This window comes from Blastococcus sp. SYSU DS0669 (assembly GCF_054050895.1).
The window spans coordinates 144,366-160,312 of record NZ_JBJHAE010000007.1 but is presented as its reverse complement, the minus strand read 5'-3'; the positions used below and the strand labels follow the sequence as shown (position 1 = coordinate 160,312).

9 protein-coding genes are annotated in these 15,947 nt (G+C 72.1%); 7 read left to right on the top strand and 2 right to left on the bottom strand.

Features of this window, described 5'->3' with window-relative positions; translation table 11 throughout:
* The first annotated feature begins 43 nt into the window (after positions 1-43).
* Both ACI792_RS10315 and ACI792_RS10310 read left to right on the top strand, forming a co-directional pair.
* Positions 44-937, top strand: coding sequence for an ATP-grasp fold amidoligase family protein (locus ACI792_RS10315; RefSeq protein ID WP_456602519.1), 894 nt, complete (start codon positions 44-46; stop codon positions 935-937).
* Between the two features lie 167 nt (positions 938-1,104).
* Positions 1,105-2,046, top strand: coding sequence for an ATP-grasp fold amidoligase family protein (locus ACI792_RS10310; protein ID WP_456602518.1), 942 nt, complete (start codon positions 1,105-1,107; stop codon positions 2,044-2,046).
* Positions 2,047-2,080: 34 nt separating this feature from the next.
* Here ACI792_RS10310 and treY read toward each other — a convergent pair whose 3' ends face one another.
* Positions 2,081-4,456, bottom strand: a complete 2,376-nt coding sequence (treY, locus tag ACI792_RS10305) for a malto-oligosyltrehalose synthase (RefSeq protein ID WP_456602517.1) — start codon at positions 4,454-4,456, stop codon at positions 2,081-2,083.
* Complete coding sequence (glgX, locus tag ACI792_RS10300; protein ID WP_456602516.1) at positions 4,453-6,564, bottom strand: glycogen debranching protein GlgX; 2,112 nt, start codon at positions 6,562-6,564, stop codon at positions 4,453-4,455. Before glgX ends, treY begins: the two co-directional genes overlap by 4 nt.
* A 466-nt stretch (positions 6,565-7,030) precedes the next feature.
* Between glgX and uvrB the strand changes: the two genes are divergently transcribed.
* The 5 genes from uvrB (at position 7,031) to ACI792_RS10275 (ending at position 15,860) form a co-directional block, all read left to right on the top strand.
* Entirely contained in the window at positions 7,031-9,148 is a 2,118-nt protein-coding gene (uvrB, locus tag ACI792_RS10295; RefSeq protein WP_456602515.1) for an excinuclease ABC subunit UvrB, read from the top strand.
* Positions 9,149-9,422: 274 nt separating this feature from the next.
* Positions 9,423-10,604: a TerC family protein gene (locus ACI792_RS10290; RefSeq protein ID WP_456602514.1), complete on the top strand. Its 1,182-nt coding sequence runs from the start codon at positions 9,423-9,425 to the stop codon at positions 10,602-10,604.
* A 220-nt stretch (positions 10,605-10,824) separates the two neighbouring features.
* Positions 10,825-11,928 carry a TerC family protein gene (locus ACI792_RS10285; protein ID WP_456602513.1) on the top strand — a complete coding sequence of 368 codons (1,104 nt, stop codon included), beginning with the start codon at positions 10,825-10,827 and terminating at the stop codon, positions 11,926-11,928.
* 54 nt (positions 11,929-11,982) lie between these two features.
* Complete coding sequence (locus ACI792_RS10280) at positions 11,983-13,941, top strand: S9 family peptidase (protein WP_456602512.1); 1,959 nt, start codon at positions 11,983-11,985, stop codon at positions 13,939-13,941.
* A gap of 263 nt (positions 13,942-14,204) precedes the next feature.
* Complete coding sequence (locus ACI792_RS10275; RefSeq protein WP_456602511.1) at positions 14,205-15,860, top strand: M28 family peptidase; 1,656 nt, start codon at positions 14,205-14,207, stop codon at positions 15,858-15,860.
* The last annotated feature ends 87 nt before the right edge of the window (positions 15,861-15,947 follow it).

Genomic DNA, 15,947 nt, shown 5'->3' with positions numbered 1-15,947 from the left:
GCACGCCGGGGCATGCCGGCGTTCCCCGGAGAAGGATCTCGTGATGCCCAGGAGCCAGCTGAACGCGGTCCTGCGCTCGCGCCTGCGGCCCGCGCACCGCCGCATCGCCGGCCTCCTGCCTCCGGCCACCCGGCGGCGCTACCTCTACCTGGCCGGCCAGGGGCGGGTGCCCCGGTTGCGCGCCCCGCAGACGTTCACCGAGAAGGTCAGCTGGCGCATCCTCCGGGACCGTCGGCCGGAGCTGGCGTGGACGTGCGACAAGCTGGCGATGAAGGACCACGCGCACCGCTTGCGGCAGGAGGCCGGCGTGGCCGTGCCGGAGACGCTGTGGTCGGGCGAGGACCTGACCGCGGTGGCCGGCCGGCGGTTCGACCGCCCCTGGGTGCTCAAGCCCAACCACCGGAGCGGGCTCGTGCGGTTCGGGGCCGCCTCGGACGTCATCGACGCGGCGACGGTGGCGGCGACGCGGGACTGGCTGCGCGACGACCAGAACGCGCTGCTGGGGGAGTGGGCCTACAGCTTGGCCCGGAAGCTGTTCCTCGTCGAGGAGGCTGTCGGCGGGGGCGACCCCCTGGACGACTACAAGTTCCTGGTGTTCGACGGCGAGGTCGCCGCGGTCCAGGTCGATCGGGGCAGGTTCACGGCGGAGCAGACGCGCTCCTACTACACGCCTGACTGGGAGCGCATGCCTGTCGAGCTGGTCGTGCCGACCGGACCGCCGGTCGAGGCCCCGGCGAACCTGGGCGCCATGCTGCGCGCCGCGGAGGTGCTCGGCCGTTCCTTCGACTTCATGCGCGTCGACCTGTACACCACGGGGGACGAGGTGTGGTTCGGCGAGCTCACCCCGTACCCGAGCGGGGGCTGCATGCGGTACGAGCCCAAGGAGTTCGACGCGTGGCTGGGATCGCACTGGTCGCTGCCGGCGTCCCCGCGCTGAACCCGGCGCCGGACGGCCCAACGGCCCGGGTCGGCGGCGTCGGTCTCCCCCGACGGTGGGACGCGCGAACGGGATCCGGAACCTAGGCTTCTCACCGTGGCGGCCAGGTGTCGCCGCCACGGTCAGCAGCACGCCGGGGATGCCGGCGTCCCACGAGAAGGACCTCGATGCCCCGCAGCCAGGTGAACGCGGTCCTCCGCTCCTACCTTCAGCCCGCGCACCGCGGGATCGCCGGTCTGCTGCCACCGACCGCGCGGCGGCGGTACCTGTACCTCGCCGGGCACCGGCAGCTGCCGCGCCTGCGGGACCCGCAGACCTTCTCCGAGAAGGTCAACTGGCGGATCCTGCGCGACCGCCGGCCCGAGCTGGCGTGGACCTGCGACAAGCTCGCGATGAAGGAGCACGCACACCGGCTGCAGCAGCAGGCGGGCGTGGTCGTCCCCGAGACGCTGTGGTTGGGGGAGGACCTGGCCGCGGTGGCCGGCCGCCGGTTCGACCGCCCCTGGGTGCTCAAGCCGAACCACCGGAGCGGGCTCGTGCGGTTCGGCGCGGCCTCGGAGGTCGTCGACGCGGCGACGGTGGCGGCGACGCGGGGCTGGCTCCGGGACGACCAGAGCGTGCTGCTCGGGGAGTGGGCCTACAGCGAGGCCCGGAAGCTCCTCCTCGTCGAGGAGGCCATCGGCGGGGGTGAACCGCTGGACGACTACAAGTTCTTCGTCTTCGACGGGCGGGTCGCCGCCATCCAGGTCGACCGCGGCCGGTTCTCCGGCGACCACACCCGCAACCTGTACACCCGCGACTGGGAGCCCGTCCCCGTGCAGGTCGTCGCGCCCAGCGGGCCGCCGACCGGGGCACCGGTGGACCTCCCCGCGATGCTGCATGCGGCGGAGGTGCTCGCTCGCTCCTACGACTTCATGCGGGTCGACCTCTACAGCTCGGCTGGCACCATCTGGTTCGGGGAACTCACCCCCTATCCGGGCGGCGGGGTCATGCCCTTCGAGCCGGCATCCTTCGACGAGTGGCTCGGGTCGCGGTGGACACTGCCGACGTCCCCGCAGGAAGCCCGGCCGGCCGGCGCCCCGCGACCTCGCGCCACCGCTCCGGCGTAGCCGCGCACGTCGGTCACGCCCCCGGCCGCCGCCGCTACTCGCGCACGAGGAGCGCCACCGGGAGGCGGGAGAGCAGCGCGCCGGCCGCGACCCCCGCCGCGTCCGAGACCACCCGGGTGCCGGTCAGCAGGTCGCGCCAGGCGCCGGTGCCCAGCTGCAGGGCCGTGTCTCCCCAGCCGGTCCCGGCCAGCGCCGCCGGCAGCCGGGTCCCCACGACGACGACGCCGCCGCGGTCGTAGGCCACCAGGTGGTCCGCCGCCGAGCCGGTGACCGCGACCGGCTGGTACCCGCTGAACCGGTCGGGGTGGTCGCGGCGGGCGCGCAGGGTCCGCGAGACGACGAGGAGCTTCGCCGCCCCGCTCTCGTCCACCGGAGGCACCTCGCCGCCGTCGAGCCGCTCCAGCAGCGAGCGGCGGAGGGCGTAGTCGACCGGGCGGCGGTTGTCGGGGTCGACCAGCGACAGGTCCCACAGCTCGGTGCCCTGGTAGACGTCCGGGACGCCCGGCATGGCGAGCTGCAGCAGCTTCTGGGTGAGGGAGTTCGACCAGCCCAGTGGGGCGATGCGGGTGACGAACGCGTCGACCTCCGACCGCGTGGCGGGGTCGTCGAAGGCCGCGTCGACCAGCGCGTGCAGCCGGGCCTCGAACTCCTCGTCCGGATCGGTCCAGGTGGTGGAGGTGCCGGCCTCGCGCGCGGCCTTCTCGGCGTAGGCGTGCGCGCGCTCGCGGGACAGCGGCCAGGCGCCGACCAGGTTCTGCCACACCAGGTGCGCCAGCGGGCGGTCGGGGAGCGGGTGCCGGTCGAGCCACCCCCGCACGAGCCGGGCCCACTCGTCGGGAACCTCCGCGAGCACCGCCAGCCGGGCGCGCACGTCCTCGCTGCGCTTGGTGTCGTGCGTCGAGAGCGTGGTCATCGACAGCGGGCGCACCTCCTGGCGCCGCTGCTGGGCCGCGTGGAACTCGGCGACCGTGCTCCCGAAGCGGGCCGGGTCGCCACCGACCTCGTTCAGCGCCACGAACCGCGACCAGCGGTAGTAGGCGCTGTCCTCGACGCCCTTGGCCATCACCGGCCCGCTGGTCTGCTCGAACCGGGTCGCCGCCTCGGTGCCCGCCTGCGACAGCACCGGGTGCAGCGCGTCCAGGGCCGCGACCAGGTCGGGTCGCCGGGCGCGCACCGCCGCGACCGCCTCGTCGAGGTGCTCCCGGCCGTCGGGCAGGTAGCTGCGGTAGACGCCGAAGGTGGCCAGCAGCTCGGCCAGCGCCTCGGTCTGCTGCTCGGGGTCGATCCCGGGCAGCTCACCGATCACCCGCACCAGGCGGGCGACCTCCGAGCCGAGCATCCCGTCCGTGACCTCGCGCTTGCAGTCGTGGACGAGCTGCGCGTAGTCGACCGGCCGGCCGGCGAGCTCGGTGTCCAGCGCGGTGAGCGCCTCCTCGCCGGCCGGGTCGACGAGCACCTGGTCGACCTCGGTGAGCGCGTCGTAGCCGGTGGTCCCAGCGGTCGTCCAGCTCTCCGGCAGGTCCTCGCCGGGCTCGAGGATCTTCTCGACGACGGTCCAGCGGCCGCCCGACGCCTCGGCGAGCCGGTCGAGGTAGCCCTTGGGGTCGGCCAGCCCGTCGGGGTGGTCGATCCGCAGCCCGTCGACGGCGCCGTCGTGCACCAGCCGCAGCACGAGCTCGTGGGTGGCGTCGAAGACCGACGGGTCCTCGACCCGCAGGCCGGCGAGGGTGTTGATGGCGAAGAACCGCCGGTAGTTCAGATCCGAGTCGGCGCGGCGCCAGTCGACCAGCTCGTAGTGCTGGCGGGCGTGCACCTCCTGCGGGGTAGGCCTCCGGCCTTCCTCGGTCGTCATGGTGCCCGGCGCGATCGGGAAGCGGTTGTCGTAGTAGCGGAGCTCGCCCTCTCCGTCGCCCCCACCCTCCCGGCCGACGACCTCGAGCTTGTCGACGTCGTCCGCCGACCCCAGGACGGGGATGCGCACCTTGCCGCCGCCGAAGTCCCAGTCGATGTCGAACGCCGCGGCGTGCGCGCTGTCCCGTCCGTGCTTCAGCACGTCCCACCACCACGGGGCCGCGGCGGGGTCGTCCACGCCCATGTGGTTGGGCACCAGGTCGAGCACCAGCCCGAGGCCGTGCTCGTGCAGCGCGGCGACGAACCGGTCGAAGCCGGCCTGCCCGCCCCGGGCCTCGTCGATGTGCGCGTGGTCCACGGTGTCGTACCCGTGGTTGCTGCCCTCGGCGGAGCGGAGCAGCGGCGAGCTGTAGGCGTGGGTGACCCCCAGGTCGGCGAGGTACCCGGCCACCTCCGCGGCGTCCTGCAGCGGGAATCCGGCGTGCACCTGCAGCCGGTAGGTCGCCGCCGGGGTGCCGCGGCGGCGCTCGCTGCCGGGCACCTGGATCGGCTGGCTCACTGCGCGGGACCCGTCAGGACCACGATCGAGCGACCCTGCACGGTGACGGTTTCCCCGGGCTTGACCTCGACCGGCTCCACCTCGTGCATCTCGGCGGTGTCGAGCACCGGCGTCCAGGTCCGCGAGTAGTCGTCGCTGGGCAGGGTGAACTCGATCGGCTCGTGCGAGGCGTTGAACGCCAGGTAGAAGTGGTCGTCGGAGACGTACTCGCCGCGCTCGTCGGTCTCCCGGATCCCCACGCCGTTGAGGTAGACCGCCAGCGACTTGGCGTAGGCGGCGTCCCAGTCCTCGTCGGCCATCTCCTCGCCTGACGGGGCCAGCCAGGCGATGTCGGGCACCGGGTCACCGAGCCCGCGGCGCACCGGCCGGCCGTGGAAGAACCGGCGACGGCGGAACGTCGGGTGGTCGCAGCGCAGCTTGGTGACCTTCTTCGTGAACTCCAGCAGGCCCTCGTCGACGTTCTCCCAGTCGATCCAGGTCAGCTCGGAGTCCTGGCAGTAGCCGTTGTTGTTGCCGCCCTGCGAGCGCCCGAGCTCGTCGCCGTGCAGCAGCATCGGCACGCCCTGGCTCAGCATGATCGTGGTGATGAAGTTGCGCCGCTGCTGCGCGCGCAGCTGCAGGATCTCCGGGTCGTCGGTGGGGCCCTCGACGCCGCAGTTCCAGCTGCGGTTGTGGCTCTCGCCGTCGTTGTTGCCCTCGCCGTTGGCCTCGTTGTGCTTCTCGTTGTAGGAGACGAGGTCGTTGAGCGTGAAGCCGTCGTGCGCGGTCACGAAGTTGATGCTGGCCACCGGCCGCCGGCCCGAGTGCTGGTACAGGTCGGAGGAGCCGGAGATCCGGTCGGCGAACTCGCCGATCGTCCCCCCCTCGCCGCGCCAGAAGTCGCGGACGGTGTCGCGGTACTTGCCGTTCCACTCCGTCCACAGGGCCGGGAAGTTGCCGACCTGGTAGCCGCCCTCGCCGACGTCCCACGGCTCGGCGATGAGCTTCACCTGGCTGACCACCGGGTCCTGGTGGACAAGGTCGAAGAAGGTCGCCAGCCGGTCGACGGCGTGCAGCTCGCGGGCCAGCGCGGAGGCGAGGTCGAAGCGGAAACCGTCGACGTGCATCTCGGTGACCCAGTAGCGCAGCGAGTCCATGATCAGCTGGAGCGACTGCGGCGTCCGGACGTTGAGCGTGTTCCCGGTACCGGTGTAGTCCATGTAGAACTGCTCGTCGCCCTCGACGAGCTTGTAGTACGTGCGGTTGTCGATGCCCCGGAAGGAGAGCGTCGGGCCCAGGTGGTTGCCCTCGGCCGTGTGGTTGTAGACCACGTCGAGGATCACCTCGATGCCCGCCTCGTGCAGGGCGCGGACCATGCCCTTGAACTCCTGGACGTGCTGCCCGGCCGTCGTGTTGCTGGCGTACTCGTTGTGCGGGGCGAAGAAGCCGATCGTGTTGTAGCCCCAGTAGTTGCGCAGCCCCTTCTGCTGGAGGGTGTCGTCCTGCACGAACTGGTGCACCGGCAACAGCTCGATCGCCGTGATGCCCAGGTCCTGGAGGTGCTCGATCGTCGCCGGGTGCGCGACGCCGGCGTAGGTGCCGCGCAGCTCCTCGGGGATCCGCGGGTTGGTCATCGTGAGCCCCTTGACGTGGGCCTCGTAGATGACCGTCTTGTTGTAGGGGGTCTTCGGCGGGCGGTCCACGCCCCAGTCGAAGTACGGGTTGACGACGACGGACTTCGGCATGTGCGCCGCCGAGTCGTCGTCGTTGCGCTCCTTGGTCTCGAAGTCGTAGCCGAAGACGGACGGGTCCCAGTCGATCTGGCCGTCGATCGCCTTCGCGTACGGGTCGAGCAGGAGCTTGTTCGGGTTGCAGCGCAGCCCCTGCGCCGGGTCGTGCGGGCCGTGCACCCGGAAGCCGTACTTCTGGCCGGGGTGGATGCCGGGCAGGAAGGCGTGCCAGACGTACCCGTCCATCTCGGGCAGCCGGACGCGTTCCTCGTTGCCGTCGTCGTCGAACAGGCACAGCTCGACCTTCTCGGCCACCTCGCTGAAGATCGCGAAGTTCGTCCCGGTGCCGTCGTACGTGGCGCCGAGGGGATAGGCACTTCCGGGCCACACCTGGGTCATCTGGGGGGTTCCTCCTGCGCAGGGCGCCCCGGGGCTGGGGGCGGGTGACCCGGGTGCATGCTCGCGCGACCCGGGTCCGGGGACGGGCGTCGGGACCCCGTTGCCCGCGCGCGGGGCTCGCCACACCTACGCGGAGGGTGAGACTGCCGACTCCCGCGCCGGCGGGCGGGTACCGGGTGCGACGACGCCCCCCGCGGTGGACCGCAGAGGGCGTCGTGCGCAGGCCCGGCCGGGGGCCGCGGGCCCGCCGGGCCGGGACCGGGGGGCGCACCGGGGTCCGACCTCGCCCGGGGAGGACCCGGGTGGCGCTGGTCCTCGGCGCGGACCGCTCCTGCGACTCGGCACGCTAGGGGTGCGGGCGGGAGCAGACAAGTACCCGGCCTGACGGTCGGTGTCCCGGGCGCCCCAGCGCTCGCGCCCAGCGCTCGCGACCCGTTCTGTCACACCGCCGACGTACCGTCGTCCCGTGCGCACGTCCACCGAGCTCAGGCCCACCCAGGGGCGCTTCCGCGTCGTCAGCGACTTCCAGCCCTCGGGCGACCAGCCGGCCGCGATCGAGGCGCTCGCCCAGCGGGTGATCGCGGGGGAGAAGGACGTCGTCCTCCTCGGCGCCACGGGCACCGGCAAGTCCGCGACGACGGCGTGGCTGATCGAGAAGGTCCAGCGCCCGACGCTCGTGATGGCGCCGAACAAGACCCTCGCCGCCCAGCTGGCCAACGAGTTCCGCGAGCTGCTCCCCGACAACGCCGTGGAGTACTTCGTCTCCTACTACGACTACTACCAGCCCGAGGCATACGTCCCGCAGACCGACACCTACATCGAGAAGGACTCCTCGATCAACGAGGAGGTCGAGCGGTTGCGGCACTCGGCGACCAACAGCCTCTTCACCCGGCGGGACGTCGTCGTGGTGGCCACGGTCTCCTGCATCTACGGCCTCGGCACGCCCCAGGAGTACGTGGAGCGGGCGCTGAAGATCAAGGTGGGGGAGGAGCGCGACCGCGACGAGCTGCTGCGCACCCTGGTCACCGAGCAGTACACCCGCAACGACCTCTCGTTCACGCGCGGCACCTTCCGGGTGCGCGGCGACACGATCGAGGTCTTCCCCGTGTACGAGGAGCTCGCCGTCCGCATCGAGATGTTCGGCGACGAGGTCGAGCGGCTCTACTACCTGCACCCGCTGACCGGCGAGGTCGTGCGCGAGGTCGAGGAGATCTACGTCTTCCCGGCCAGCCACTACGTCGCCGGCCCGGAGCGGATGGAGCGGGCGATCGGCAACATCGAGGCCGAGCTGGAGACGCGGCTCGCCGAGCTCGAGAAGCAGGGCAAGCTGCTGGAGGCCCAGCGGCTGCGCATGCGCACCACCTACGACATCGAGATGATGCGCCAGGTCGGCTTCTGCTCGGGCATCGAGAACTACTCGCGCCACATCGACGGCCGCTCGCCCGGCAGCGCCGGCAGCTGCCTCCTCGACTACTTCCCCGACGACTTCCTCCTGGTCATCGACGAGTCGCACGTGACCGTCCCGCAGATCGGCGGCATGTACGAGGGCGACATGAGCCGCAAGCGCACGCTGGTCGAGCACGGCTTCCGGCTCCCCTCGGCGATGGACAACCGCCCGCTGAAGTGGGAGGAGTTCACCGACCGGATCGGCCAGACCGTCTACCTCTCGGCGACGCCGGGTGACTACGAGCTCGGCCGGACCCAGGGCGAGGTCGTCGAGCAGGTCATCCGCCCGACCGGCCTGGTCGACCCGGAGGTCGTGGTCAAGCCGACCAAGGGCCAGATCGACGACCTGGTGCACGAGATCCGGCTGCGGACCGAGAAGGACGAGCGGGTGCTGGTCACCACGCTCACCAAGAAGATGGCCGAGGACCTCACCGACTACCTGCTCGAGCTCGGCATCAAGGTCCGCTACCTGCACTCCGAGGTCGACACCCTGCGGCGGGTTGAGCTGCTCCGCGAGCTGCGCCAGGGCGAGTACGACGTGCTGGTCGGCATCAACCTGCTGCGCGAGGGCCTGGACCTGCCCGAGGTGTCACTGGTCGCCATCCTCGACGCCGACAAGGAGGGGTTCCTCCGCTCGGGCCGGTCGCTCATCCAGACGATCGGCCGGGCGGCGCGCAACGTCTCGGGTCAGGTGCACATGTACGCCGACAAGATCACCCCCTCGATGGCGCAGGCGATCGAGGAGACCAACCGGCGCCGGGAACGGCAGATCGCCTACAACACCGAGCGCGGGGTGGACCCGCAGCCGCTGCGGAAGAAGATCGTCGACATCCTCGACGGCATCTACCGCGACGCCACGGAGGCCGAGGGCGCCACCGAGCTGCTCGGGGGCTCCGGCCGGCAGCAGTCGCGCGGCAAGTCCCCGGTGCCCGGGCTGTCGTCCAAGTCGCGGGCGAAGGCCGGTTCGATCGACGTCCAGGGCCTGCCGCGCAACGAGCTGGCGGACATGATCACGCAGATGAACGAGCAGATGCTGGCCGCCGCTCGTGAGCTGCAGTTCGAGGTGGCCGCCCGCCTGCGCGACGAGCTCAACGAGCTGAAGAAGGAGCTGCGCCAGTTCGACGCCGCGCACGCCTGACTCCCGGCGGGAGCCGGCCCGTCGACCGGACGGGCCTCGGATCTTCGTCGGGGAGCGGGGAACTCCTCGGCGACCCGGGGCGTTGACGGCTCTGAACCACACGGAACGTGCGGGCGATGACGTCTGCGCGGACCGGGTTCGTGGAGGGGAGTATCCCGACGCGAGCGGGTCGTCACTACGGGATCCCCTGCGGTCCCCGGCCCGTCGGCCGCCCGTCCGGGCGGTGGGAGAGACCTCCGGCAACTGACAACCGCCAGTTCCCCGGAGGCTCTTCTTGGACGTCCCGTTCTGGGTCTGGGCGATCACGGTCACCGCGATCGTCGCCATGCTCGCTTTCGACTTCTTCGGTCACGTGCGCACACCGCACGCGCCGACCCTGCGCGAATCGGCCACCTGGTCGGCGATCTACGTCGCGCTCGCCATCATCTTCGGGATCCTGATCTGGGTCTTCTACGGGGCGACGTACGGCGGTGAGTACTTCGCCGGCTACATCACCGAGAAGAGCTTGTCGGTCGACAACCTCTTCGTGTTCGTGATCATCATGGCGAGCTTCGGGGTGCCTCGGGAGCTCCAGCAGAAGGTGCTGCTGTTCGGCATCGCCTTCGCGCTCGCGCTGCGCACGGTCTTCATCGCCGTGGGCGCCGCCGCCATCGCCAACTTCAGCTGGGTGTTCTACCTCTTCGGCGCCATCCTCATCTGGACGGCCTGGGTGCAGGCGCGCAGCGGCGGGCACAGCGAGGAGGAGGACTACAAGGAGAACGCCGTCCTCCGGTTCGCGCGCAAGCGGCTGCGGACCACGGACGAGTACCACTCCGACCGGATGACGGTGAAGCAGGAGGGCAAGCGCTACCTGACCCCGCTGGCGATCGCGCTGATCGCGATCGGCACCGCCGACGTCATCTTCGCCGTCGACTCGATCCCGGCGATCTTCGGCCTCACCCAGGAGACGTTCCTCGTCTTCGCCGCGAACGCCTTCTCGCTGCTGGGTCTGCGCCAGCTGTTCTTCCTCATCGACGGGCTGCTCGACCGGCTGGTGTACCTGGCATACGGGCTGGCGGTCATCCTCGGCTTCATCGGCATCAAGCTGGTCATCCACGCGCTGCACACCAACGAGCTGCCGTTCCTCAACGGCGGTGAGCACATCACCCTGATCCCCGAGGTGCCCACCTGGCTCTCCCTGTCGGTCATCCTGGTCACCTTGGCCGTGACGACCGTGGCGAGCCTGGCCAGGAGCCGCCGGGACCGCGAGGAGCACGCTGCCCTCGCCGCCGACCTGCCGCAGGCCCCCGCCCGGCTCGCCGCCGAGGAGCGGCCGGCGGGCGCCGACCCGGCGGTCGGGACGGGGTCGGCCACCGCGGGCGATCCGCTCGGCCAAGGCGTGGGCGACCACGGGCCCGGGGCTGCGGGCGCGCGCGAGGAGACGGCGCGCCGGACGGACGGATCACTCCGGCGGTAGACGGCGGGGCGCCGGGGTACGGTGTGCGCCACGTACCCCGGTGCTCGCAGTCGATGGGGCCTGCACGGCGACGGGGTCGCACGATGGAGGGGAGTATCCCCCCGCGGCAGCGTCGTCATCACGAGATCCCACGGTCTCCGGTGCTGCCGGTCGTCGGCCCCGGCCGGCGGTGGGAGAGACCTCCGGTGCCGACACTCGTCCCCCGGAGGACCTCACCCGCATGGAACTTCCCGTCTGGTTCGAGATCACGACGTTCGTGGGGCTCACGGTCCTGCTTCTCGCCGACCTCGCCATCGTCGCCCGCCGCCCGCACGAACCCTCCATCAAGGAGGCCGGGCTGTGGGTGAGCTTCTACATCAGCCTGGCGCTGATCTTCGGCCTGCTGATGCTGGCGTTCACCAACGGCACGTACGCCACGGAGTTCTACGCGGGCTGGCTCACCGAGTACTCGCTCTCGGTCGACAACCTCTTCGTCTTCGTGATCATCATGGCCCGCTTCCAGGTGCCCCGGAAGTTCCAGCAGGAAGCGCTGATGATCGGCATCATCATCGCGCTCGTCCTGCGCGGGATCTTCATCCTGCTCGGCGCCGTGGTCATCGAGCGGTTCGTGTGGGTCTTCTACATCTTCGGCGCGTTCCTCATCTACACCGCGATCAACCTGGTGAAGCACCGCGGCGAGGACGACGAGTACGAGGAGAACGCGTTCATCCGGCGGATGCGCTCGGTGCTCCCGATCACCCAGGACTACCACGGCGCGAAGATCCGGGTGACCGAGAACGGCAAGAAGATGTGGACGCCGATGATCGTGGTCATCCTGGCGCTCGGCACCACCGACCTGATCTTCGCGCTGGACAGCATCCCGGCGATCTTCGGCCTGACCCGGGAGCCGTTCATCGTCTTCACGGCCAACGTCTTCGCCCTCATGGGCCTGCGCCAGCTGTACTTCCTGCTGGGCGGCCTGCTCAAGCGGCTCGTGTACCTCTCCCTCGGGCTCGCCGTCATCCTGGCCTTCATCGGCGTCAAGCTGATCCTCGAGGCGGTGCACGAGAACCAGCTGCCGTTCGCCGGTGAGCGCGAGCCCATCGAGGCGGTGCCGCACATCCCGATCTGGCTCTCGCTGAGCATCATCCTGGGCGTCCTGGTCATCGCCACCGTGGCCAGCCTCCTGAAGACCCGCGGCCAGATCGCCACCGCCGGTCCGCCGGACATCGACACGGAGACGGCGCAGTCGGTGCCCACCGGCGGGCCGGAGGCCGCGGCCGCGGCCGAGGCCAAGATCGCCGAGCGCGGCGCGGCCGCCGAGGACGACCACCGCAGGAGCTGACGGCGGGGGTTCCGCCCGGAGGGCGGGTCCGGGGTCTCGGCTAGCGTCGCCGGCATGCGCCCGTCGGACCTCGCCCTCCTGCGGACGCCGGGGACGCCGACGGTCTCGCCCGACGGGCGCATCGCGGTGGTGGCCGTGGGCTGGGCGGATCCGGAGGCCGACGCCTACCGCAGCCAGCTGTGGGCGGTGCCGACCGACGGCTCGGCGCCCGCGCGGCCGCTGACGGCCGGTCGCCGCGACACCGACCCCCGCTTCTCCCCGGACGGGCGGTGGATCGCCTACCTCGGCGCGGAGCCCGGCGGCCGTCCCCAGGTGCGGGTGCTGCCGGCGGCCGGCGGGGCGCCGCGCCGGCTGACCGGCCACCCGCTCGGTGCCGGGGCCCCGGTGTGGGCCCCGGACTCGCGCCGCCTCGCCTACGTCGCCCGGGTGCCGGAGCAGGGCCGGTACGGCACGGTGCCCGGGGTCGGGCCGGCGGCGGAGCCGCCCCGGCTGATCACCACCCTCGGGTACCGGCGGGAGGGGATCGGGCACCTGCGCGACCGGCCGGCCCAGGTCTTCGTCGTCCCCCTCCCGGCCGACTTCGCCGACGACGCCGCCCCGCTCCAGGAGCCGGTGCAGGTGACCACGGGGCACGCCGACTGCGCCGACGTGACCTGGCGCCCGGACGGCGCCGAGCTGGCCTTCGTCTCCGCGCGGCACGACCGCGCCGACCTGGTCCGGGACGTGCACGCCGTCCGCCCCGACGGCTCCGGGCTGCGCCGGGTCACGGAGGCGCGCGCCGACTGCTCGCTGCCCACGTACGCCCCGGACGGCGGCTCGATCGTGCTCACCGCCGTTCCCGACCTCGGGCCGGCGGGGGTGGACACCGCGGCCCGGGCGACGGTGCCCTGCCGGGTGCCCGTCGACGGCGGCCCGCTGACCCCGCTCCTCGACCCGGAGCAGCACGCACGGGGCGATTTCACCCCGGCGACCGTGCTGGCCGACGGGGCGGTGCTGGTGGGCGACCAGCGGCGGGGGGCGGTGGCGCTCCTGCGGGTGCCCCTGGACGGCGGGCCGCCCGAGACGCTCGTCGACGGCTCGTTCACCGTCCGCGGGATCGGAGCCGCCGGCGCGGTCGTCGTCGCCACCGTGGCGCACGACCGCTCGGCCGGCGAGCTGCTGGCCCTGCGCGGCGGGGAACGCCGGCTGCTCACCGGGTTCGGCCGGGAACTCGGGGCGACCGGGCGCCTGCACCGGATGCACGAGCGGAGCGCGCACGCGCCCGACGGGTACCCGGTGCACGGCTGGGTGACGCTGCCGCCGGGGGAGGGGCCCCACCCGGTGGTGCTCGTCCTCCACGGCGGGCCGTTCCGCCAGGACGGCTGGGAGCTGCTGGACGAGACGCAGGTGCTCGCCTCGGCCGGCTACGCCGTCGTCCGGTGCAACCCGCGCGGGTCCGCCGGCTACGGCGCGGCGCACGGGCGGGCCGTCCGCGGCGCGTGGGGCGGCCCGGACGCCGACGACGTCCTGGCGTTCCTCGACGCGGTGCTCGCCGACCCGGCGCTCGACGCCGGGCGGGTGGGCGTCATGGGGCGGGGCTACGGCGGCGCCCTCGCCGCCCTGCTGATCGGCCGGACGGACCGCTTCGCGGCGGCCGTCGTCGAGGGCGCGTTGACCGATCCGGAGAGCTTCGTCGGCAGCTCGGACGTCGGCTGGTGCTTCGTCGACTCCCACCTCGGGACCGATCCGGAGCGGCTGCGGGCGCAGAGCCCGCTGGCCCGGGCCGGGAGCATCCGCACGCCCACGCTGGTCGTCCACGGCGAGGAGGACCAGCGGACGCCGTCGGAGCAGGGGGAACGCCTCTACGTCGAGCTGGTGCGGCGCGGGGTCCCGGCCGAGCTCCTGCTCTTCCCGGGGGAGGGGCACGACCTCCCGCACACCGGTGGTCCCCGGCACCGCCTGGCGCGCCTGGAACACCTCCGCGACTGGTGGGGGCGGTGGCTCCCGGTCGGCGGCACGGCCCCACTCCGGTAGGTGATCCCTCGACACGCCGTCACGGTCGATCACTGAGCGTCGAAGACGTCGCTCAGCGTGCCGTGACGTGCGTCACACGCGAAGTCGCAGGTCGTGAACGGCAATCGAGGTGCGGGAAGACGTCCCCGGGCGGGCCGCGCGGGCTTCCGGATCGCAACCTTCCTCTATGCAACCGGGCCGTCACTCCGGTGGAGTGCCGGTGCCGGCAACGGAGCCGGCGCCCGGCGGCTGCGCCGCCGACCACCGATCGAAGGGGATCGAGCGTGAACGAACGACGGACCGCGTCCGCACGACGGACGGCGGCTCGAACCATCGCACTGGGCACCAGCGGGCTCATGATCGCCCTGGCGCTCCCCGTCACCACGGCCACCGCCGCACCCCGGGACCCGTGCGACCGCCGGCACAACAACACCTACGCCAAGCTGCTCGAGTGCGTGGACCTCGAGGACGTCCTCGAGCACCAGCAGGCCTTCCAGAAGATCGCCGACAACAGCGACGACCCGGTCTACCCCGGCAGCCGCGCGGCGGGCACGGACGGCTACGCCGACAGCGTCGAGTACATCGCAGGCCTGCTGGAGGACGCCCGCATGGACGTCACCCTCAATCCGGTGGAGGTCACCTTCAACTTCCCCGCCGTGCTCCGGCAGCTGACGCCGGTCCCGGCCGAGTACGAGACCGGCGTCTTCACCGGCAGCGGCTCGGGCGCCGTGGAAGGCGCGGTCGTCCCCGTGGACCTCGTCATCGACGGCGACCGCGCGACCTCCAGCAGCGGGTGCGAGGCCGCCGACTTCGCCGGGCTGGACCTGACCGGTGGCTCCGACGTCGCGCTGATCCAGCGCGGTACCTGCAACTTCGGCGACAAGGTGGTCAACGCGCAGACCGCGGGGGCGGAGGCGGTCGTCATCTTCAACCAGGGCAACGGCCCCGACCGCATGGAGCTGATCGTCGCCAACGCCGCCACGCTCGGTGACGGCAGCACGGTGACGCACAGGATCCCCGTCGTCGGCGCCAGCTTCGACCAGGGCGTCGCCCTCGCGGCGGAGGGCGCCACCGCGTTCGTCGAGGTGCTGCCCGCGGAGACCCGCACCGACTACAACGTGATCGCCGAAGTGCGGGGCCGGGACAGGAACAACGTCGTCATGGCCGGCGCGCACCTCGACAGCGTCACCGAGGGCCCCGGCATCAACGACAACGGGTCGGGCTCCGCGGCGCTGCTGGAGACGGCGCTGTCGATGGCCAGCCTCAAGCCGCACAACACCCTGCGGTTCGCCTGGTGGGCGGCGGAGGAGCAGGGGCTGGTCGGCTCGGCCAGCTACGTGGCGAAGCAGCCGCAGAGCGAGCTCGACCGGATCGCCCTCTACATGAACTACGACATGGTCGCCTCGCCGAACTACGTGCAGATGGTCTACGACTCGGACGAGTCGACCTGGGACGCCTCCGCTCCCATCCCGCCGGGGTCGACGGTGATCGAGGACGTCTACGAGTCCTACTACACCAAGATCGGCGTGCCCTACGACGACGCGGAGTACTCCGGCCGCAGCGACTACCAGGCGTTCATCAACGCCGGCATCCCCTCCGGTGGACTCTTCACCGGCGCGGAGGTGCGCAAGACCGAGGAGCAGGTGGCGATCTGGGGCGGGGACGCGGGTGAGCAGTTCGACCCCTGCTACCACCAGGCCTGCGACCAGATCGGCAACCTCGCGCTGGACGCACTGGACGTGAACAGCGACCTCATCGCGTTCGCGATGCTCACGTTCGCCTTCTCCACGGAGTCGGTGAACGGCGTGAAGGGCAGGCCGGTCCCCGGGCCGGCGTTCGAGCTGCCCGCCCCCGCCGGTGCGGAGGGCACGTTCGCCGTGCCCGCCGGCGGCGGTGGTCTCGAGCACGACCACGTGCACGGCCACGAGATCGTGAGCTGACCTTCCCGAACGCGAGCCGTCGTCGGCGTCCCCCCGGGGGACGCCGGCGGCGGCTCGTGCCGTGCGGGGGTGCCGGCCAGGGTCCGG

Excerpts from the sequence above, each read along its gene's own strand:
- ACI792_RS10280 (WP_456602512.1), top strand. The coding sequence starts at position 11,983 with ATGCGCCCGTCGGACCTCGCCCTCCTGCGGACGCCGGGGACGCCGACG.
- ACI792_RS10310 (WP_456602518.1), top strand. The coding sequence starts at position 1,105 with ATGCCCCGCAGCCAGGTGAACGCGGTCCTCCGCTCCTACCTTCAGCCC.
- ACI792_RS10315 (WP_456602519.1), top strand. The coding sequence starts at position 44 with ATGCCCAGGAGCCAGCTGAACGCGGTCCTGCGCTCGCGCCTGCGGCCC.
- ACI792_RS10285 (WP_456602513.1), top strand. The coding sequence starts at position 10,825 with ATGGAACTTCCCGTCTGGTTCGAGATCACGACGTTCGTGGGGCTCACG.
- glgX (WP_456602516.1), bottom strand. The coding sequence starts at position 6,564 with ATGACCCAGGTGTGGCCCGGAAGTGCCTATCCCCTCGGCGCCACGTAC.